Origin of the sequence: Allonocardiopsis opalescens, assembly GCF_003002095.1 — a bacterium.
Classification (GTDB): Bacteria; Actinomycetota; Actinomycetes; order Streptosporangiales; family Streptosporangiaceae; genus Allonocardiopsis; species Allonocardiopsis opalescens.
Window position 1 is genome coordinate 1 of sequence record NZ_PVZC01000017.1, and the last position, 20,460, is coordinate 20,460.

17 protein-coding genes and 1 tRNA gene are annotated in these 20,460 nt (G+C 72.3%); 12 read left to right on the plus strand and 6 right to left on the minus strand.

The annotated features are described in order from the left end of the window. On the plus strand, window positions 1-612 hold a 612-nt coding region (locus CLV72_RS31170; RefSeq protein ID WP_170141192.1), incomplete at its 5' end, for an AAA family ATPase. A 22-nt stretch (window positions 613-634) separates the two neighbouring features. Here the strand turns inward: CLV72_RS31170 and CLV72_RS31175 are convergent. Further along, complete coding sequence (locus tag CLV72_RS31175) at window positions 635-985, minus strand: DUF488 domain-containing protein (protein WP_106253808.1); 351 nt, start codon at window positions 983-985, stop codon at window positions 635-637. A gap of 164 nt (window positions 986-1,149) precedes the next feature. Between CLV72_RS31175 and CLV72_RS31180 the strand changes: the two genes are divergently transcribed. Continuing rightward, window positions 1,150-1,812 carry a lytic polysaccharide monooxygenase auxiliary activity family 9 protein gene (locus CLV72_RS31180; RefSeq protein WP_106253809.1) on the plus strand — a complete coding sequence of 221 codons (663 nt, stop codon included), beginning with the start codon at window positions 1,150-1,152 and terminating at the stop codon, window positions 1,810-1,812. 63 nt (window positions 1,813-1,875) lie between these two features. On the opposite strand, the gene CLV72_RS31185 is transcribed toward CLV72_RS31180, so the two are convergent. Further along, on the minus strand, window positions 1,876-4,845 hold the full coding sequence (locus CLV72_RS31185) for an AfsR/SARP family transcriptional regulator (protein ID WP_106253810.1): 2,970 nt from the start codon (window positions 4,843-4,845) through the stop codon (window positions 1,876-1,878). A 437-nt stretch (window positions 4,846-5,282) separates the two neighbouring features. Between CLV72_RS31185 and CLV72_RS31190 the strand changes: the two genes are divergently transcribed. The 6 genes from CLV72_RS31190 to CLV72_RS31215 all read left to right on the plus strand — a co-directional run bounded on the left by CLV72_RS31190 (window position 5,283) and on the right by CLV72_RS31215 (window position 12,898). Then, window positions 5,283-6,395, plus strand: coding sequence for a HesA/MoeB/ThiF family protein (locus CLV72_RS31190; protein ID WP_106253811.1), 1,113 nt, complete (start codon window positions 5,283-5,285; stop codon window positions 6,393-6,395). A 157-nt stretch (window positions 6,396-6,552) separates the two neighbouring features. After that, window positions 6,553-7,797 (plus strand): ROK family transcriptional regulator, encoded by a 1,245-nt coding sequence (locus CLV72_RS31195; RefSeq protein WP_106253812.1) that lies wholly within the window; start codon window positions 6,553-6,555, stop codon window positions 7,795-7,797. Between the two features lie 156 nt (window positions 7,798-7,953). Beyond that, complete coding sequence (locus CLV72_RS31200) at window positions 7,954-9,693, plus strand: alpha-glucosidase (RefSeq protein ID WP_106253813.1); 1,740 nt, start codon at window positions 7,954-7,956, stop codon at window positions 9,691-9,693. 34 nt (window positions 9,694-9,727) lie between these two features. After that, complete coding sequence (locus tag CLV72_RS31205; protein ID WP_106253814.1) at window positions 9,728-11,020, plus strand: ABC transporter substrate-binding protein; 1,293 nt, start codon at window positions 9,728-9,730, stop codon at window positions 11,018-11,020. A gap of 66 nt (window positions 11,021-11,086) precedes the next feature. Then, complete coding sequence (locus CLV72_RS31210; protein ID WP_245930548.1) at window positions 11,087-11,998, plus strand: carbohydrate ABC transporter permease; 912 nt, start codon at window positions 11,087-11,089, stop codon at window positions 11,996-11,998. Between the two features lie 6 nt (window positions 11,999-12,004). After that, window positions 12,005-12,898, plus strand: a complete 894-nt coding sequence (locus CLV72_RS31215) for a carbohydrate ABC transporter permease (protein WP_106253815.1) — start codon at window positions 12,005-12,007, stop codon at window positions 12,896-12,898. Window positions 12,899-13,543: 645 nt separating this feature from the next. On the opposite strand, the gene CLV72_RS31220 is transcribed toward CLV72_RS31215, so the two are convergent. Next, window positions 13,544-14,215 carry a protein-L-isoaspartate(D-aspartate) O-methyltransferase gene (locus tag CLV72_RS31220; RefSeq protein ID WP_245930549.1) on the minus strand — a complete coding sequence of 224 codons (672 nt, stop codon included), beginning with the start codon at window positions 14,213-14,215 and terminating at the stop codon, window positions 13,544-13,546. Window positions 14,216-15,356: 1,141 nt separating this feature from the next. Here CLV72_RS31220 and CLV72_RS31225 point away from each other — a divergent pair. Next, window positions 15,357-17,078 (plus strand): DEAD/DEAH box helicase, encoded by a 1,722-nt coding sequence (locus tag CLV72_RS31225; RefSeq protein WP_106253816.1) that lies wholly within the window; start codon window positions 15,357-15,359, stop codon window positions 17,076-17,078. A gap of 183 nt (window positions 17,079-17,261) precedes the next feature. Further along, a tRNA-Lys gene (locus CLV72_RS31230) sits at window positions 17,262-17,337 on the plus strand. A gap of 225 nt (window positions 17,338-17,562) precedes the next feature. Here CLV72_RS31230 and CLV72_RS32995 read toward each other — a convergent pair. Together CLV72_RS32995 and CLV72_RS33775 are read right to left on the minus strand one after the other, a co-directional pair. After that, entirely contained in the window at window positions 17,563-17,931 is a 369-nt protein-coding gene (locus CLV72_RS32995) for a YgjP-like metallopeptidase domain-containing protein (protein WP_211303192.1), read from the minus strand. 119 nt (window positions 17,932-18,050) lie between these two features. After that, window positions 18,051-18,182, minus strand: a complete 132-nt coding sequence (locus CLV72_RS33775) for a hypothetical protein (protein WP_281262455.1) — start codon at window positions 18,180-18,182, stop codon at window positions 18,051-18,053. A 171-nt stretch (window positions 18,183-18,353) separates the two neighbouring features. Between CLV72_RS33775 and CLV72_RS31240 the strand changes: the two genes are divergently transcribed. Further along, complete coding sequence (locus tag CLV72_RS31240; RefSeq protein WP_106253817.1) at window positions 18,354-19,148, plus strand: hypothetical protein; 795 nt, start codon at window positions 18,354-18,356, stop codon at window positions 19,146-19,148. A gap of 10 nt (window positions 19,149-19,158) precedes the next feature. Then, the gene (locus tag CLV72_RS34055) at window positions 19,159-19,359 is read left to right on the plus strand and encodes a 2OG-Fe dioxygenase family protein (protein ID WP_425428141.1); all 201 of its coding nucleotides are present in this window, start codon (window positions 19,159-19,161) and stop codon (window positions 19,357-19,359) included. A 517-nt stretch (window positions 19,360-19,876) separates the two neighbouring features. On the opposite strand, the gene CLV72_RS31975 is transcribed toward CLV72_RS34055, so the two are convergent. After that, complete coding sequence (locus tag CLV72_RS31975) at window positions 19,877-20,437, minus strand: hypothetical protein (RefSeq protein ID WP_146159653.1); 561 nt, start codon at window positions 20,435-20,437, stop codon at window positions 19,877-19,879. Window positions 20,438-20,460: the final 23 nt, after the last annotated feature.

The following is a 20,460-nucleotide window of genomic DNA, read 5'->3' on the forward strand; positions in this document are numbered from 1 at the left end:
CCGCAGGGGGGCCGCAAGCATCCGCATCAGGAGTTCATCCAGATCGACACGACCAATGTGCTGTTCATCTGCGGCGGCGCCTTCGCCGGGCTGGAGCGCATCATCGACGCCCGCGTCGGCAGACAGGGCATCGGCTTCGGCGCGGAGCTGCGCCCCAGGGAGGCCGAGGGTGCCACCGACTCCTTCGCCCGGGTCATGCCGGAAGACCTCCTCGCCTTCGGCATGATCCCCGAGTTCGTCGGCCGGCTCCCGGTCGTGTCCACCGTGCGCCCGCTGGACCGCGAGTCGCTGACCCGCATCCTCACCCAGCCGCGCAACGCGCTGATCAAGCAGTACCAGCGGCTCTTCGAGATCGACGGCGTGGAACTGGAGTTCACCCCCGACGCCGTGGACGCCATCGCCGAGCAGGCCCTGCTCCGCCGCACCGGCGCCCGCGCCACCCGCGCCATCCTCGAAGAGGTGCTGCTGAACATCATGTACGAGGTCCCCAGCCGCGACGACGTCGCCCGCGTCGTCGTCGACCGCGCCACCGTCCTCGACAATGTGAACCCCACCCTCATCCCGCGCGACCACCAGGCCGACGAGCCCGAGCGCCGCGACAAGTCCGCCTAGCGCCGAGGGCCGGCCCGGCCGGTCAGTCCCGTCCGCCGAGGAACCGCGCCAGCACCGCGGCGTGGTTGACCTCGGGGTCCTTCGCCCCGTAGAGCAGGGTCACGGCCGGGTGCGCGCGGGCGGCCTCGCGGAGCCGGTCGACCGCCGGGTTCCGGTCGAGTTCGGCCGTGTAGCGCTCGGCGAACTCCGCGAAGCGGTCGGCGCGATGGCCGAACCAGGTGCGCAGCTCCGGGCTCGGCGCCACGTCCTTGAGCCAGAGGTCCAGAGCGGCCCGGTCCTTGGACAGGCCGCGCGGCCAGAGGCGGTCCACCAGCACCCTGAACCCGTCGCCCGAATCCGGCTCGTCGTACACCCGCTTGATGTGGAAACCCATGCCCGTCCACTCCCCCGTTCCGGGCCGCGTCCGCTCCGCGGCGCCGATCGGCCTACTTTCTTTCAGATCGCAAGTTTTGGGCCGATGCCGGCCGGGAACAGACGGGGTACCTGTGGGAGCGCTCCCAGATCATCCTTTCCCCCCGCTTGAAGGGTGACCTCCCGATGAACCGTCATGCCCTGTCCCTCCGACTACCGCTCCGCGTCCTCGCCGTGCTGACCGCCCTGGCGATCGGCTTCCTCTCGTGGACCGGGACCGCCTCCGCCCACGGCTCCGTGGTGGACCCCGCCTCGCGCAACTACGGCTGCTGGCAGCGCTGGGGCAGCGACTTCCAGAACCCGATCATGCAGACCCAGGACCCGATGTGCTGGCAGGCGTGGCAGACCGACACCAACGCCATGTGGAACTGGAACGGCCTCTACCGTGAGAACGTCGCCGGCAACCACCGCGGCGCCGTCCCCGACGGCCAGTTGTGCAGCGGCGGCCTCACCGGCGACGGACGCTACCGCGCCATGGACACCCCCGGCGCCTGGCGGACGACCAACGTCGGCAGCAGCTTCCGGGTCCGCCTGCACGACCAGGCCCTGCACGGCGCCGACTACCTCCAGGTCTACGTCACCCGCCAGGGCTTCAACCCCGCCACCCAGCGGCTGCGCTGGAGCGACCTGGAGCTGATCACCACCACCGGCCGCTTCGCGCCCAGCTCCTACATGGAGGTCAACGTGAACGCGCCGGGCCGCAGGGGCCACCACGTCGTCTACACGATCTGGCAGGCGTCGCACATGGACCAGTCCTACTACATCTGCAGTGACGTGAACTTCGTCTGACCGCCCGCACTCCGGTGCGGCGGGCCGCGGCGGCCGCCGCGGCCCGCCGTGCCCGTGCGGCCGTCAGGCCGTGCCGGCGGCGGGCCCGTAGAAGAGCACGTCGGCCTGGGCCGACGCCTCGGCAGCGGCGGCCGGGTCGCCCAGGCGGCGGTGGCACTCGGCGATCCCGCGCAGCGCGCGGGCCCGCCACACCGGCTCGCCGTACAGGCCCAGCAGCTCGCGGCAGGTGCTGAAGTGCCGCAGCGCCGCGCGGTGGTCGCCCTTGCGCAGCCAGAACTCGCCGAGGGCGTGGGCCGTCAGGGCCTCGCCGTGCAGGTCCTCGGCTTCGAGCGTCATCCGCCTGCACCGGTCGAGCAGCGCGGCGGCCCGGTCGTGGCGGCCCAGCGCGCTGTTGGCGGTGCCGAGGCGGCGCAGGGGCGGCAGCACATGCCGCTGCCAGCCGAGGGCGCGGAAGCCGCTGACGGCCTTCTCGAAGTGGGGGATCGACCGCCGCACGTCCCCCCGCTCGTACAGCGCGATCCCCAGCACGTGGGAGGTCCGCGCGTGGAAGGCCACGTGCTCGCCGCCGCCGACCCGCTCCAGCATCCGGCGGCACACGTCGACCGCCGCGTCGTACTCGGCCCGCTCCAGGTGGATGGCGGCCACGTTCGACCAGGCGTACATGAGGCCGTCGCCGTCGTCGAGCCGCTCGAAGCGTTCGACCGCCCGCTTGGCGTCGGAGAGCGCGTCGGAGAGCGCGTCGACGTAGGCGCCGGTGAGGCGCCGGCAGGTGCCCAGGCCGCTCATCGCGTACGCGGCGGCGTGCTCGTCGCCGCAGCGCTCGAAGTAGCCGAGCAGCGCCCGGTACTCCGACATCGCGTCGCGGAAGCGCCGGCGCTCGACGGCGAGGTCCGCGAGCACGAGCCGGGAGTGCATCGCCGTCGCGGTGTCGCCGGCCAGCCGCGCGCCGTCGAGCACCGCCTGCCAGATCCGCACGGCGTCGTCGAGATAGCCGTGCGGATCGAGGAAGCCGGTGAGGAAGTAGGCGAGTTCGGCCGCCGCCTTCGCGGAGTCGCAGTCGATGGCCAGTGGCACGGTGGCGATCAGGTTCTCCCGTTCGGCCGCCAGCCATGCGCCGCTGTGCGGGTCCGGCGCGGCGCGCGGGGGGCTGCCGGGCGGCGGCGGCGCGAAGGGGTGCGGCAGCGCCGCCGACGCCCGCCTGACCCGGTGCAGCGACTCCGCGACGAGCCGGCGCAGGGCGCCGGAGCGCGCCCGCTCGTCCTCCTCGGCCCTGCCCCGCTCGCGGGCGAAGGTCCGCAGCAGGTCGTGCAGCCGGTACCTCGGCTGCCCGGCGGCGTCGGTCTCGCTCGCGGTGATCAGGCCGCTGGCCGCCAGTGACTCGATGCCCAGGTCGGCGGCCCGACCGGACGTTCCCGTCAGCGCGGTCACCGACCACTCGGCCGCGCTGGGCAGGTCGGCCAGGCCGAGCAGCCGGAAGGCGCGCCTGGCGTCGGCGGGCAGGGCGTCGTAGCTGAGCGCGAAGGTGCTGCGCACGTCCTGCCGCCGGGTCGCCAGCTCGTCCAGCCGGGCCGAGGTGTCTCGGAGCCGGGCCGCGAAGTCGTCCAGCGGCCAGGACGGCCGGGTGGCCAGCCGCGCCCCGGCGATCCTGATGGCCAGCGGCAGCCGCCCGCAGGCGCGCACGATCGCCCGGGCCGCCTCGGGGCGGTCGCGCACCCGGTCGCCGCCGGCCACCGCGGCGAGGAGTTCGTGCGCGTCGGCCTCGGCGGGCACGTCCAGGCGCAGCGCCGCCGCCCCGGGCAGCGCGGGCAGCGGGCCGCGCGAGGTGACGACCGCGGCGCTGCCCGGCGTGCCCGGCAGCAGCGGCTCCAGCCGGGCCTCGTCGACCGCGTCGTCGAGCACGAGGAGGACGGCGCGGTCCGCGATCCTGGCCCGGAACATCGCGGCGCGCTCGGCCGCGGACTCCGGGATGACGGCGCCGTCCACGTCGAGGGCGCGCAGCAGTTCGGCCAGCACGGCGGCGGGCTCGCGCGGGACGTGGGCGGCCGTGGTGAGGCGCGCGAACAGCTGGCCGTCGGGGAAGGCGGCGCGCAGCAGGTGCGCGGCGCGCACCGCCAGGGTGGTCTTGCCGACGCCCGGCGCGCCGGTGACGGCCGCGATGGCCGGGCCGCCGCGGGCCGGGGCGCGCAGGGCCGCGGTCAGCGCGGCCAGCTCCTCGGCCCGGCCGGTGAAGTCGGCGGTGTCCCGGGGCAGCAGGCAGATCCCCTGCCACGACGGCGGCTTCCTGGCCGAGGTGCGCGCGGCCGGGAGCAGCGAGGCGGCGCCGTCCAGCACCGCCGCGTGCAGCCGGCGCAGCTCGGACCCCGGCTCGATGCCCAGCTCCGCGACGAGGACCTCGCGCGCCCGATGGTAGGCGTCCAGCGCCTCGCCGCGCCGGCCCGCGCGGTACAGCGCCAGCATCAGCTGGTACCAGGCGCGCTCGCGCAGCGGCTCGGTGGCGGTCAGCGCGCGCAGCTCCCCGATCAGCGGCTCGTGCAGGCCGAGGTCGAGGCGGACGTCGACCCAGTCGGCCCTGGCGCCGGCCGCCCGCTCCACCAGCTCGGCGATCCGCGGCGCCGCCGCGGCGCTCAGCGGCGCGTCCTCGGCCGGGCGCCCGCGCCACAGCTCCAGCGCGTCGCCGAAGCGCTTGTCGGCGAGGAGCAGGTCGCCGCGCTCGGCGTCCCGGCGGGCCTCCGCCAGGGCGTCCTCGAAGGCCGACAGGTCGAGCCCTTCGCGCTCGACCTCCAGCAGGTAGCCCTCGCCCCGGGTGTGCAGCTCGCGCACGCCCGCCCGGCGCAGCTGGGCGACGTAGGTCTGCACATTGGACACGGCCGACTGCGGGGGCTCGTCCCAGACCCAGGCCACCAGCTCGTCGCGGGAGACGACGGTGCCGGGCCGCAGCAGGAAGGTGGCGAGCACGGCGCGCTGCTTGCGGCTCAGCGGCACCACCGCGCCCTCGCGGCGGACCTGGACCGGACCCAGCACGGCGAAGTCCACGGTGGCACCTCCTGACGCCCGCTCGCCAGCGCAGCCCGACGGCCATTGTGGTGATCGTGTGGGGACGCAGTGAATGATCGCAGATGTCCGTCCCCGCCCGCAGGTCCCGACCGCTCCGCGAAGGAGGTGCCCTGTGACGATCGGCAGCCGCGAGACCGAGCCGTTCAAGGCGACGGGCTACGAGTGGATCATGCTCTGATCTCGCCCCGGCAGGAGCCTCCGGCGCGGATCGGCGTCCGCGAACCGGAACCCGTCAAGGCGACCGCCCGGATGGTGATCCGGTAGCCGCGCCGGCGGGAATCCGCGTGTCGGACCCGCTCCGGCGGCCGGCCGCGACCCGAGTTCTCCAGCCCCGTCCCCGTGGGGCGGCATGGCGGGCCACATCCCCCCGGTCCGCCGTGCCGCCCCTCCCCCGTCCGCACCGATCGAGGGAAGCGATGCGCGTCGCCTTGAAGGAATGCCTCTGGGAGCCGTTCGGCGATGACCTCATCGTGGTCAGCGACCCGCGCGAGGCCGTCATCGTGGCCGACCCCCGCGGGCGGATCGCCGCGTACCTGGAGGAGCTGAGCGAGGGACCGAAGTCGGTCGCCGAGCTGCGCGGCGCCCTCGCCGACCGGGGCGTGCGGCTCAGTGAGGCCGAGGTGCGGTCCGCCCTGCGCGGCCTGGACACCCTCGGCCTGGTCGAACCCGCGTGCCGCCGCTTCGGCGTCCCGGAGACCGACGAGCGGCACGCCGCCGGCCTCGCCTTCTTCGGCGCCTTCACCGGCCTGGACCGCCCCAGGACCCACTTCGTCCAGCGGCTGCGCGACGCGCACGTCCTGGTCCTCGGCGCGGGCGGTATCGGCTCCTCGATCATCCAGTGCCTGGCCGGCCTCGGCGTCGGCCACTTCACCATCGTGGACCACGACCAGGTCGAGCCGGGCGACTTCGCGCACCAGTTCCTGTACCGGCGGGCCGACATCGGGCGGTCCAAGGCGGAGCGCGCCGCCGAGTGGGTGCGCGACCACGATCCGGCCATCGAGGTGCGGGCGGTCGACCGGTGGATCTCCAGCCCCGAGGACCTGCTCGACCTGGTCGGGGACGCCGACGTGCTGACGGGCGGCCTCGACGGCCGCCCCGACGCGCACTTCTGGCTGAACGAGGCCGCCGTCCGCGCCGGACTGCCCCTGGTCGCGGGCCGGATGGACCACTCCCGGCTGAGCTACTACTCGGTGGATCCGGGCCGCAGCGCCTGCCTGAACTGCGCCGCGTCTGAGGACCTCGATCCGGTGGAGCACGACTCCGCCTGGATCGCGACGCGGCTGGCCGGCGATCTCCAGCCGGCGGACGGCCTGATCGCCCCGCTGGCCCAGCACATCGGCTCGCTGATCGCCTGCGAGGCGCTGCGCTACCTGACCGGCTTCGAGTCCCCGCGCGCCGCCGGCAGCTACGTGCACGTCGACCTTCGCGCCGGCCTCGTCCCCGAGTGGGCCCCCTTCCCCAGGGACCCGGGCTGCCCGGTGTGCGCCATGGCGCCCGAGCGCCCCGCTCCTCCGCCGGACCCGCGGTGACGGCACCGGGCGAGACCGCGCGGCCGCGGCGCCCTCGTCCTCGGCGCCACCGGGCTGAGCGCCCTGCCGCTGGTCCCGTTCCCGCTGCCGGCCGGGCCCGGTCCCGGACGGCGGCGCGGCCGGAAGGCGCCGCCGCGGGGCCACTTACAATCCGGGTATGACAGCAGGTCCGGCGCCGCGCGTGCCCAGCCCCGCCGCGGCGCCCGCCTCCGGGGGCGCGGTCGGCTTCCGGCGGGTGGCGGCCGGTCCCGAGCCGTCGGGGGTGGTGGCCGACGGCACCCGGGCGGCGATCTTCGCCGACATCCTCACCGCGGGCCCCTCCTCGCGCACGGAGCTGGCGCGGCGGCTCGGCCTGTCGCAGTCGACCGTCACCCGGGCCGTCAACCCGCTGGTGCAGACCGGGTACCTGGTGGAGGTCGGCTTCCGCAGCTCAGGGGGCCGCCCGCAGCGCATCCTGGCCGTGGCGCGCGACCGCCACCTCGTGGTGGGGGTCAAGCTGGCGCCCAACGGCGTCACGGCCGTGCTGACCGACCTGGAGGCGACGGTGATCGCCAAGAGCCGGCTGCCCGTGGCGGCCGGCGCCGGCCCCGACGACGTCCTGGCGCTCGCCTCGCAGGCCGTGGGCTACCTGCTCGCCTCCGAGGAGCGCTCGGACGAGCGCCTGCTGGGCGTCGGGGTCGGGATCGGCGGGCATGTGGACGCCGCCACCGGGCGCTGCGTGTGGTCGGGGGTCATGGGCTGGGCCGACGTGGACGTGGCCGGCCCGCTGTCGGCGGCCCTCGGGCTGCCCGTCGTGGTGAACAACGACACGAACGCGCTGCTGGTCGCCGAGGCGTGGTTCGGCGCGGGCCGCGGCCACGAGTCGCTGGCGGTGGTCACGGTCGGCGCGGGCGTCGGCTGCGGCCTGCTGCTCAAGGGCGACCTCTTCACCGGCGCCACCGGCCTGGCCGGAGAGCTGGGCCACATACCGGTCCAGGCCGACGGGCCGCCGTGCTCGTGCGGGAACCGCGGCTGCGTGGAGACCCTGGCCTCCGACGCGGCCGTCCTGGCGGCCGTCTCCGCCGCCTCGGGCGCACCGTGCACCTCCATCGCCGAGGCCCGGGCCCGGGCGCAGGCCGGCGACGCGGCGGCGCTGGGCGCCTTCGCCGCGATGGGCGCGGCGCTGGGCCGGGCCCTGGCCACCCTGTGCAACCTGGTCAACCCCGAGAAGATCGTCCTCACCGGCGAGGCCGCCCAGTCCTACGAGCTGTTCGGCCCGGCCTGCCGCGACACCCTCGCGGCGCACGGCTTCTCCTCCGCGGCGGCCGACTGCGAGGTGGTCGTCCACCGCGCCGACGACTACATGTGGGCGCGCGGCGCCGCCTGCCTGGCGATCAGGGAGGTCGTCCAGGCCGCCCGGTGACGGGCCCGTCCGCCGCCGCCCCAGGGTTGACGCACGAATAATTTCATCTTACAAATAACGGCAGCGCACGACGCACGACCCGCGGTTCAGCCCCTGCTACGAGACCGCGCCGGCCCGCCGCGCACCGCGGCGAACCGGGCGGTATGAGGTCCTGACGTGTCCGAGGTCTTCGCGGCCGACGCCGAGCCGTGGTGGAAGTCCGCCGTCGTCTACCAGGTCTACCCGCGCAGCTTCGCCGACTCCGACGGCGACGGCATCGGGGACCTCCCCGGCATCACCTCCCGGCTCGACCACCTCACCCGCCTCGGCGTGGACGTGCTGTGGCTGTCGCCCGTCTACCCCTCGCCGCAGGACGACAACGGCTACGACATCAGCGACTACCAGGGCATCGACCCCGTGTTCGGCACCCTGGCCGACTTCGACGCGCTGCTGGCCGCCGTGCACGAGCGCGGCATGCGCCTGGTGATGGACCTGGTCGTCAACCACACCTCCGACGAGCACCCCTGGTTCACCGCCTCCCGCGGGCAGGGCCCAGGCGGTCCCCGGCGCGACTGGTACTGGTGGCGCCCGGCCCGCCCGGGCACGGTCCCCGGCACCCCGGGCGCCGAGCCGAACAACTGGCGCTCCATGTTCGGCGGCTCGGCCTGGGAGTTCGACGAAGCGAGCGGCGAGTACTACCTGCACCTGTTCTCCCGCAAGCAGCCCGACCTGAACTGGGAGAACCCCGAGGTCAGGGCGGCCGTCCACACGATGATGCGCTGGTGGCTGGACCGGGGCGTCGACGGCTTCCGGATGGACGTCATCAACTTCATCTCCAAGGACCCGCGGCTGCCCGACGGCCGGCCCGACCAGACGGGCGCCAGGTTCGCCGACGGCGGCCCGCACTACATCTGCGGCCCGCGGATCCACGAGTTCCTGGCCGAAACGCACCGCGAGGTCGTGGCCGGGCGGCCCGAGCCGCTGCTCACCGTGGGCGAGATGCCGGGCGTCACCGTCGAGGAGGCCAGGCTCTTCACCGACCCGGCGCGGGCCGAGGTGGACATGGTCTTCCAGTTCGAGCACGTCAGCCTGGACGCCGGCCCCGGCGGCAAGTTCGACCCCAGGCCGCTGCGGCTCACGGACCTCAAGGCGTCGCTGGGCGGCTGGCAGCAGGGCCTGGCCGACACCGGCTGGAACAGCCTGTACTGGAACAACCACGACCAGCCGCGCGCCGTCTCCCGCTTCGGCGACGACTCCCCCGCCCACCGCGCCCGCTCCGCGACCATGCTGGCCACCGTGCTGCACCTGCACCGCGGCACCCCCTACGTCTACCAGGGCGAGGAGCTGGGCATGGCCAACGCGCCCTTCGGCGCGATCGAGGACTTCCGCGACATCGAGTCGCTCAACCACTACCGCGAGGCCGTCGCCGCCGGCGAGGACCCGGCCCGGGTCCTGGCCGCCCTGCGCGCCCGCGGCCGCGACAACGCCCGCACCCCGATGCAGTGGGACGGCTCCGAGCACGCCGGCTTCACCACCGGCCGGCCCTGGATCGCGGTCAACCCCGACCACAAGGAGGTGAACGCGGCGGCCCAGCTCGCCGACCCCGACTCGGTCCTGCACCACTACCGGCGCCTCATCGAGCTGCGCCACACCGAACCCGCCGTCACCCACGGCGACTTCACCATGCTGGCCCCCGAGGACGAACGCGTCTACGCGTTCGTGCGCCGCCATCCCGGCAGCGGCACCGAACTGCTCGTCCTCGGCAACTTCACCGGCGAAGCCGTCACCTTCGAGCCGCCCGAGGGCTGGGCCGGAGCCGAGACGCTGATCGCCAACGTGCCGGACCGCTCCCCGGCGGCCGCCGCCGTGACCCTGTCCGCCTGGGAGGCACGAGTACACCGCCGCGACATCCCGTGACCGCGGCGCGGTCGCGGCCGAGAGAGGTGGAAGCGTGAGACGCAGACACAGGACCCGCTGCCTGGCCGTGGGAACGGCGGCCGCGCTGACGCTCGCCGCCGCCGGCTGCGGCGGCTCGGACGGCGCCGACGGCCAGACCCTCACCGTCTGGCACTACGAGCAGGAGGGCGGCGCGCTCGACGTGGCCTGGGACGCCGCCATCGAGGAGTTCGAGCGGACCCATCCGGGGGTGACCGTCCAGCTGGAGCTGCGGACCTTCGAGCAGATCCAGCAGACCACCGGCATGGTGCTCAACTCCGACGAGGCGCCCGACGTCATGGAGTACAACAAGGGCAACGCGACCGCCGGCCTGCTCTCCTCGCAGGGGCTGCTCACCGACCTCACCCAGGTGGCGCAGGAGCGCGGCTGGACGGAGCAGATCAACGAGCACCTGTCCGCCACGGCCCGCTACGACGAGAACGGCCTGATGGACGGCGACACCTGGTACGGGATCCCGAACTACGGCGAGTACGTCCTCATGTACTACAACCAGGACCTGTTCGACGAGCACGGGATCGACGTGCCCACCGACGCCGCCGGTTTCGAGGCGGCCCTGGAGGACTTCGCCGCCGCCGGCGTCACCCCCATCGCCAACGCCGGCGGCGACCACCCGGCCCAGCACTGGCTCTACCTGCTCGCCCTCTCCCAGGCCGACCAGCAGTGGGTGCGCGACTACCAGTTCTTCGAGGGCGAGGTGGACTTCCACGGCCCGGAGTGGAGCTACGCCGCCGAGACCTACCGCGACTGGCTGGACCGGGGCTTCTTCGACCCCGACGCCGTCGGTCTGGAGGGCACCGAGATGACCGAGGGCTTCGTCTCCGGCCAGTACCCGATCATGGTCGGCGGCAACTGGTGGTACGGCGGCTTCGCCGACGACATCCAGGACTTCGAGTGGGGCGCGGTGCCCTTCCCCGGCAGCGAGCTGGCCCCCGGCTCCGCCGGCAACATGTGGGTCGTCCCGGCGCGCTCGGAGAACCAGGAGCTCGCCTACGACTTCATCGACATCACCATGTCGCCGGAGATCCAGGAGCTGATCGGCGACGAGGGCAACATCCCGCTGGCCGCCGACATCGACGCCATCGAGGACGAGCGGACCCGCGGCGTCGTGGCCGGCTTCCACGAGCTGCAGAGCACCGGCAACCTCGCCTTCTACCCCGACTGGCCGGTGGCGGGCTACTACGACACCTACATGGCGGCCGTCCAGAACCTGATGAACGGCAGCCCGCCGCACGAGGTGCTGGACCAGATCGCCGTCCCCTACCAGGAGCACGTCGCGTCCCTCGACTGAGGCGGCCCGGCCGACCCACGACACGCGCGGACGGCGGCCGGCCGCCGTCCGCGCCAAGGAGTGAAGGTGACGCAGCACGCACACCGGCCGGCCCGGTCGCACCGGGTGGCGGGCTACGGGATCTACCTCCTTCCGGGACTGGCGCTGTGCGTGCTGGTCCTGGTGGTCCCGCTGGCGATGACCGTCGGCTACAGCTTCACCCGCTGGCAGGGCATCGGCCCCGCCGAGTTCATCGGCCTCGACAACTACCTCCGCCTCCTCCAGGACGACGCCTTCTGGGCGTCCTTCCGCAATATCGGCTTCATCATCATCGGCATGGCCGTGGTGCCGACCCTGCTCGGCCTGGTCGTGGCCACCCTGCTCTTCGACCACGTCGCCCGGATCCGGCGCGGGCTGGTCAGCGGGCTGCGCGGCGGGCTGTACCTGCCGCAGGTCATCCCGGTCGCGGTGACCGGGCTGATGTGGGGCTGGATCCTCGCCCCCGACGGCGCCCTCAACCGGATGCTGGCCGCCGTCGGCCTCGGCGGGCTGGCCCGCAACTGGCTCGGCGACCCCGACCTCGCGCTGTGGAGCGTGCTCGCGGTACTGGTCTGGATCCAGCTCGGCTACCCGCTGGTGCTCTTCCTGGCCGGACTCCAGCGGATCGACCCGCAGCTGTACGAGGCGGCCGACATCGACGGCGCCTCCTGGTTCCAGCGCTTCACCGCCATCACGGTGCCGCTGCTGCGCCCCGAGCTCTACGTCGTGCTGGTGACCACCACGATCGCCGCGCTGAAGGTCTTCTCGCAGATCTACGTGCTGACCGGCGGCGGCCCCGGCACCGCGACGCTGGTCCCGTCCTACTTCGCCTACCAGAACTTCTTCGAACGGGCCCAGGTCGGCTACGCCTCCGCCATCTCCACCCTGATGACGGTGATGGTGCTGGTCATCGCGGCCGTCTTCCTCTTCCGGCAGAACAGCGCGGACCGAGAGGTGTGATGCGGCATGGCCCCCGTCGTCGCCGAGCCGGCGAGCCCGCCACCCCAGGCGCCGCGGCGCCGGCGTCTCCGCAGGGGCCTCGCGGGCCTCGCGTCCTACGGCGTCGCGGCGGTGCTGACCGTCGCCGTCGTGGTCTTCCTCGCGCCCTTCGCCGTGATCCTGCTCAACTCCTTCAAGACCTCGGCCGACTTCCGCACCAACGGCCCGCTGTCGTGGCCGGCCGAATGGGACTGGGCCGTCCTCGCCGAGGTCTGGGAGCGGGTCGACTTCACCCAGAAGCTCGTCAACAGCGTCCAGACCAGCCTGGGCGTGGTGGCGATCGCGGTGGTGCTCGCGCTGTTCAACGCCTACGCCATCGGCATCGGCCGCAGCCGCTTCCGGGTGTCCCTGCTCATCTTCTTCCTCGCCGCGAACGTGCTGCCGCAGGAGGGCATGATCTACCCCGTCTACTACCTGTTCCGCGAGATCGGGCTCTACGACACCAAGATCGGCTACACCATCCTGATCGGCGTCGTGTACAGCGCCTTCGGCACCTACCTGCTGTCCTCGGTCTTCGCGAGCTTCCCCCGCGAACTCCTGGAGGCCGCCGAACTGGACGGCGCGGGCCGCTGGACCGTGCTGTGGCGGGTCGTCCTCCCGCTGAGCTGGCCCACCCTCTCGGTCATGTGCGTCTTCTTCTTCGTCTGGAGCTGGAACGAGTTCCTGGTCCCCCTGGTCCTGCTCATCTCCAACGACAACCACACCGTCCCGATCGGCCTCGCCGTCATGGAGAGCCAGTACACCAGCGACCCCACCGGCCTCAGCGCCGCCGCCCTCCTCGGCGTCATCCCGATGCTCGTCTTCTTCTTCATCTTCCAGCGCACCCTCACCCGCGGCGTCACAGCGGGGGCGGTGAAGTGACGGGGTCGGACCCGACCGACCCGGCGGTCACCGGCACCCGCGGCACCGCGGCGGCAGGTGCCGACCCCGTCCCCCACAACGCGTCCGGCCGACGCGACGGCTACCGGCATGCCGAGGCCGATGCACCAGTGCGAACACCGTCCCCCGCCCAGAGCTCGACCCAGGCTGCCACGGCTCGGTGCACGGCAGCGCGTTCGCCCATGACAGAACCCGACTCCCGCAACGCGCCTTGCCGACGCGCCGGCGGCACGCCGATACCCACGGCACCAGGCGAACACTGCCCACCGTCCAGTGCCTGACCGGGGCCGTTGCCGCTCGATGCAAGGCAGCGCGTCCGCCCATGACGGCAGCGGCACGCGCTGAACCCACCCCAGAACGGCCGACGCGACGGTCACCGGCATGCCGACACGCAGAGCACCAGCGCGAACGCCGTCCACCGTCCAGGATCCGACCCGAGGCCGCCACCGCTCAGTGCGATGCGGCGCGTCCGCCCATGACGGCAGCGGCACGCGCTGAACCCGACCCGCGCAACGGCCGACACGACGGCCACCCGCACGCCGACACGCACAGCACCAGCGCGCACCGTCCACCGCCCAAGCCGGACCGAGGCCGTCATCGCTCGGCTGCTCGGTCCGCGGCGACGCCTCACTCGCGCCGCTCCTCGCCCGTCCCCGGCAGCAGCGGCACGAAGCGGACCGGACCGAGGTCCTCGGTGCGGAAGTCGGCGGGGCCCGCGCGTCGGACGCGCAGCAGCGACTGCCCGCCGAGGGGGTCCCCGACCGGGGCGACCAGGCGGCCGCCGACCGCCAGCTGCTCGCTGAGCGCGGCGGGCAGTTCGCGGGGCGCGGCCGCGGCCATGACCGCGTCGTAGGGAGCGTGCTCGGCCCAGCCCCCGGTGCCGTCGGCGTGCCGTACCGTGACCCCGTCGTAGCCCAGGCGCCGCAGCCGCTCGCGGGCGGCCGCCGCGAGCGGCGCGTGCCGCTCGACCGTGAACACCGCGTGCGCCACCCGGCTCAGCACGGCCGCGGCGTACCCGGAGCCGGTGCCGACCTCCAGGACCCTGTCGCCGGGCCGCAACTCCAGGGCCTCGGCCATCCTCGCCACGACGTAGGGCTGCGAGATCGTCTGCCCGTACCCGATCGGCAGCGGCCCGTCCTGGTAGGCGAACGCGGCCAGGTCCTCGGGCACGAAGACCTCCCTGGGCACCTCCGCCATCGCGGCCAGCACCGCCGCGTCCGCCACCCCGCGCGCCGCGAGCTGGCGCCGCACCATCTCCTCCCGCTCGGCCCCGCGGTCGGCCGCTGACGGCACCGCCACCACCCCCTCGTCCCGTCGGCGCCTGCCCGCGTTCCCGCGCGGCCAACATCCGGTATCGGCGCGGGGACGGCAGGCGGCGCCGTCCGAGCCGGCCACGCGCAGGCACGACGGGCGCCGCCCGAACGGGCCGCCCACGGACGCGACCGGCGGCGCCGCCCGAAGGAGCCAGCCGCCCGCAGGCGCGACCGGCGCCACGCGAGCGAGCCATCCGCAGACACGGCCTGCACGCCGCCCGAGCGGACCACCTGCAAACACGACCGGCGCGCCGCCGAAGGGACCACCCGCCGGCAGCACCACTCCAACGGCCCCGCAAGCACTGCCGACGACCATCCGTCCGGACCACCACGGACACGACCAGCTGCGCCACCCGAACTGCTCCACCCGCAGACATGGCCGCCGACCATCGGCGCGGACACGGTCCGCGCGCTCCGGAGCGAAGCCCGGCCCCGACCACGCACCCGTACCGGCCCCGCTGACAACCCCCGCCGCATCGACAGGGCCGACGGCCACGCCGGACGCGACGACCGGCGCCAACGCCCTCGGCTCCTCTCCACATGGCCCTGTTGTCGACGCTCCCTCCGTACGCGGAACGCGCGCCCCCAAGCGCCGCTCCACGTCAACCCCGACCGCGAAACCGTGGACAACCCGGGTCCGCGCACCCCTCTCATCCACAGGCGCACGAACGGACAGGCCCGCAGGCACGCCCACCTGGCACGATGTTGAACAAGGGGTTCCCCCTGCGACCTGGGCGGAGCCATGCCCGCTACCGCCGCGTCCTGGCGGCCGGACGGCACCCGCACAGACCGTCCGCACATCCAGCACGCCCGCCCCCACGCGCGTCCACCCCCGCACGCCGCTCCGCGCGCACGCCACCCACCCCCTCACAGCGCCCACCCCGCGGTCGCCCGCACGGCCGCCGGCGTCCGGACGCCGTTCAAATGCGAAGGGACCGCACCACCTGTACCGTCTGCGAAGATGGGCCGTGACCCTGTCCGGGTCGACCATGCCCCCACCGTCGGCGACGCGCGCCCCTGACGACCTCGCCGACGCCCGTGCCCCGCCGCCGCGCGCGGAAGGGCGCGGGCACACGTGTGTCATCCGACAGGCCCTGAGGTAGCGGGTGGCGGAGGAGGATCCGACGATGACCATGAACGCATCCGACGGTGCGGCGAGCTTCGTCGACCTGGAGCTGCGCCCCGAACTCCTGCGCGCCCTGGCCGCCCTGGGCTACGAGGAGCCGACGCCGATCCAGCGCGAGGCGATCCCGCCGCTGTCGCGCGGCCGCGACCTGCTCGGGCAGGCGGCGACGGGCACCGGCAAGACGGCCGCGTTCGCGCTGCCCGTCCTGCAGCGGATGCCCGCCGGCGAACGGCCCGCCGGCCCGGCCGCCCTGATCCTCACCCCCACCCGCGAGCTCGCCGTCCAGGTCTCGCAGGCCTTCCACCGCTACGGCCGCGAGCTGGGCGTACGCGTCCTGCCCATCTACGGCGGGCAGCCGATCGGCCGGCAGGTCAAGGCCCTCGACCGCGGCGTCGACGTCGTCGTCGCCACCCCGGGCCGGGCGCTGGACCACCTCCGCCGCGAGACCCTGAACCTCAACGACGTCGAGACGGTCGTGCTCGACGAGGCCGACGAGATGCTGGACATGGGCTTCGTCGAGGACATCGAGGCGATCCTGGCCGAGACCCCCGAATCCCGCCAGACGGTCCTGTTCTCGGCCACCGTGCCGCCGCGCATCGAGACCCTGGCCGGCAGCTACCTCCGTGACCCGGTCCGCATCCAGATGGGCCGCGCGACCACCGACACGGCCGGCACGCCGCTGGTCCGGCAGACCGCCTACGTGGTCGCCCGCGCCCACAAGCCCGCCGCGCTCAGCCGCGTCCTCGACGTCGAGACCCCCACCGCCGCGATCGTCTTCTGCCGCACCCGCGAAGAAGTCGACGAGCTCACCGAGACCCTCAACGGCCGCGGCTACCGCGCCGAGGCCCTGCACGGCGGCATGGGCCAGGAGCAGCGCGAGCGCGTCATGGGCCGCCTCCGCAACGGCACCGCCGAACTCCTCATCGCCACCGACGTCGCCGCCCGCGGCCTCGACATCGAACAGCTCACCCTCGTCGTGAACTACAACGTCCCCTCGGCCCCCGAGTCCTACGTCCACCGCATCGGCCGGGTGGGCCGGGCCGGCCGCGAGGGCGTGGCCGTCACCCTCGCCCAGCCCCGCGAGCACCGCATGCTCAAGGCCATCGAGCGGGCCACCAAGCAGCGCATCACCGTCGAGAAGGTCCCCACCGTCGCCGACCTCCGCGCCCGCCGCCTCGAACTCACCCGCGCCGCGCTGCACGAAAGCCTCATGGAGGACGACCTCGACCGCTTCCGCGCCGCCGTCGAACCCCTCGCCGAGGAGTTCGACATCATGGAGGTCGCGCTGGCCGCTGTGAAGCTCGCCTACGAGTCGGGCGGCGCGGCCGTCGACGAGGAGGAGATCCCGCAGATCGCCCCGCGCGCCGACCGCGACGACCGCTTCGACCGCGACCAGCGCGACGGCAGAGACCACCCCGGCCGCGGCCCCCGCGACCGCAGGGCACACCGCGGCCGCACCCCCGCCGACGGCATGACCCGCCTCTTCTTCGGCATCGGCCGCAGCGCCGGCATCCGCCCCCAAGACCTCGTCGGCGCCATCGCCGGCGAGTCCGGCCTGGGCGGCCGCGAGATCGGCGCCATCGAGATCGCCGACCGCTTCTCCCTGGTGGAAGTCCCCGAATCCGCCGCCGACGACGTCATCTCCGCCCTCCGCCACAGCACCGTCAAGGGCAAGAAGGCGACGGTCCGCCGCGAACGCTTCACCCCTGGCCCTCGTTCGTAAGCCTCCCGGTGCAGCACCGACACCCCCGCACACAGGACGCCGCCCGCGGCACCCCGCAGAGCCGCCCACCACATGCCTCCCCACCGCACGCCACCCCGCCCCACACCCGTTAACCTGTCGGAAGAACCACCCCTGACCGGCTAGGCTGTCACCCGCGGACCAGCCTCCCGGCCAACCCCGCCCGGGCCATTAGCTCAACTGGCAGAGCAGCGGACTTTTAATCCGCGGGTTCAGGGTTCGATCCCCTGGTGGCCCACCATCGAACACCAGGTCAGCGCCTGTTTCCTATGCTGGCACTGGGGTACTGCGCCCGTGGGATGCTCCAAACGTGCTCTTCAGTCGGGATCGGGTCATAGTCGCACGCCAGAACGTATAGGCCGCTCGCCCGCTCAGCGTCGAACTCATGGAAGCCGACTATCGCTGATGCGACTCAGCCTTGGCGCCTAGGCCGTCGGTTCATTGAGTCCCATACGCCTTACAGGCGTCAGCGCGGCCAGGCTTCTTCAGCCAATGGGGCGTTGTCTAGGTGGTCTTTTTGAGCACTCCAGTTCGGCATGACTCTATTCATCAGCTTAGTGAAGCGCGGACCGTGGTTGCGTTCGATGTGGTGCACCATCTCGTGCACGACAACATATTCCAGGCAGTCCGTCGGCGTGGTGTGCGGTTCGGGTCCACACGCAGCGGGGGCTGGTCGTGCGGGTTCGGTGGGCACGGTGGTCACGTCGCGGAGTTGGTCGGGCAGGTTGACGAGGATGACGCGTTCGGCCCGCCGCTGTTCCAGGCTGTGCCTGGGAGGCAGCGGCGGCTCACCTTCCGAGGCGGCGGCGACGCGGTTCCCTCTCCCGCTGTGCACGTCGCCGCTTCTTCGGCGCCCCCGTTATCTGGTGATGCGGGCAGGAGTTCGTTGACGATTGTGCCGTCGGGTCCCGGGCGGCGGCGCGGATATCCTGCACGTTCGAGGCGGCGGCAGGCTTAGTTGACCGTCTGGCGGGGGCCCACTCCGACACGGTGGGCCAGTTCGTCGTCGCCGAACGCCTGGCTGGTGAGCTGCAGTTCCGCGATGATCCGCTCGGCGACCGTCCGCGATTCCCGCCCACTGTCCACACCCGTAGGGCATCGCCGCTTCCTTCGAAGGAACGCGAGAGGCGTGCCCGTGCGTGCCTTTCGGGCAGTCCCCTCGGGAAATGCGGGCGGAGTAGGGATTTCGAGCGTTTCGCGGAGGATGATCTTTGTGAATGTGAGCATGGCTCCACGGCGCGGCGACGGGAGTCATCGGTGGAGGCGAACTGCGACAGCATCGACTGGAGCTTCATCCGCGCTGCCGAGGCCCAGTCGGCCCTATCGGGAGTCGTGGGTGGCTTCCTCTTCGCGGGGATCATCCTGCTGCTCACCACGAAGCGGTCCGACGGGCGCAGAGTCCCGGCGCTGATGCTCTTTTGCTCGGCGTTCTTCGCCCTGGAGGTGTGCAGCTACATATCCAGCGTCGTCGCGGGCGAGGGGATCTGCTTCCGCGCCTACGCCGAGGGGATGGTCGGCAGCGGGCTGTTCTGCGTCGGCGCGCTCGGCATCTTCTGCGGGATCGCCGTGCTGCTGGAGGTGTATGAGGGCAAGGCGGAGGACCTGCTGAGGATCTCGCGCCTGATCGCCTACTCGGTCGCCGTGATCGCCCTGTTCATGGAAGGGCTGGCCGCTGTCGGCTTCATGGTGATCGTCTACCAGAACGCGGTCCCGCCGTGGTTCTGGGTGGTCTTCGCCTCGTACGCCGTGGGAACCCCGGCTACGGTCGTCTTCCTGCGGGTCCGTCGCCCGGTATCCGATGGGGACCGGGCACGCGTCCTGCGGCAGGCCAGCTACCTGTCGATCCTGTGCGCCCTGGTCGGGGCGGTCATCTTCGGGATCGCCGCCGGGACGCCGCCGGAGCTGTGGCGGGACGGCGACACGGTGCTGATCTCCAACACCGCCGTCATCACGTCGCTGGTCTTCCCCGCAGCCGGGGTGATCGGGCTGCTGAGGACACTTCCGCGCCCGCACCGGGAGAAGTACCGCACCGGTGCGGGCGCTCGCCCCTGACCGGGAAAACGTGACAGGCGGGTGCACCAAGATCTACGACATCGAGGGCGCACTGCTGAAATTTCACACTTTCACCGGCCGGCTCGACAGCCTATACGCCGACGACTCTCGCATCCTGCACGACGTCACGCCCGTAGTCCTAGGCCCCGACGGTCCCACCGGCCATCGCGACATGCTTTTAATGAGCTTCACCGGGCTCAGCAACTCGTAAGCGGCATATCAGCGTGCACGCTGCAATCGCCGCGACTCCTCCAGAGCGCCAGGTCTGGTAGGGCCGTTGATCGGTGGTCAGTGTGAGCTGCATTCATTGGTCACGGTGTGAACGCTGGGGACGTAGCGGTTCCGGACGGTGCCGGCGTCGGCGGCGATGCAAGTGGTGATCCTGGTTTGGAAGCCGATGACTTGGACGGGACCTGAATCTTGAGACCGATCCGCTGCAGGGGACGTCCGCCGCAGCGCAGGAGGAGCACTGCGCCGACCGACGTCCATCGACGGTCCAGACGCCCCCTGCACCGTCACAGCGCCTGTCGCGGATCCCGCTAGTCGAGGTCGGTCTGGAGTTGGTCACAGCGCTCTTACAGCCGCTCCGAGTCCGTTGATTGGGAGGCCTTGAGCGGCGTCGATCCGGGCGCGATACCGTCCAGCGGCTGCCAGGGCGATACGTCGAAGGTGAGCAGGGGCAGGACATGGAAGCGGTGCCGGATGCGGCCCAATCACCGCCCGAAGTGTCACACAGAGAACTGTTCGACGCCTTTTTGAACGCTCCAGCTTCCAGATATTATCGAGTTGACAATCTCGCCTCGCATCAAGGAGACCAGGAATTCGCTCAGCGAGCATTCGTAATGCTCCCAGCGGGCGTAGTCAGTGACAACAATAGTCCAGTCGCCGGCCGCCTGCGAAGTCAGCCAAAGACAGACTATCCCTGTATCGGTCTCCCCCCAAGGCAGCAAGCCTGGAACTTCAGGATGGAGCGGATACGGCACTCTAACGCCAGTCGTCACACCGACAGGATGTTCTACACCATCGAATTCCGAACCCCGTTTCATGGATTCTATATCCCGACGCAACAAGTCAATTCCAAGGAAGTCCTCTTCAGTACCACCAAACGCCGAAGGCAATGCAACCAGCAGCCGGCCATTGATAGCAATACTGAAATAACGCTCAGATATTGCCTTATAATCACCCGGAAACTCTACTCCATAATAGTCAACCACAGCCCCCCAGTTGACTTTCGGCGATCCAAATGTCGACTCGCCCGCAATACTAAGAAAATCATCGACAGCAGACACGCCGCCTCCAATAGCTTCGAAGA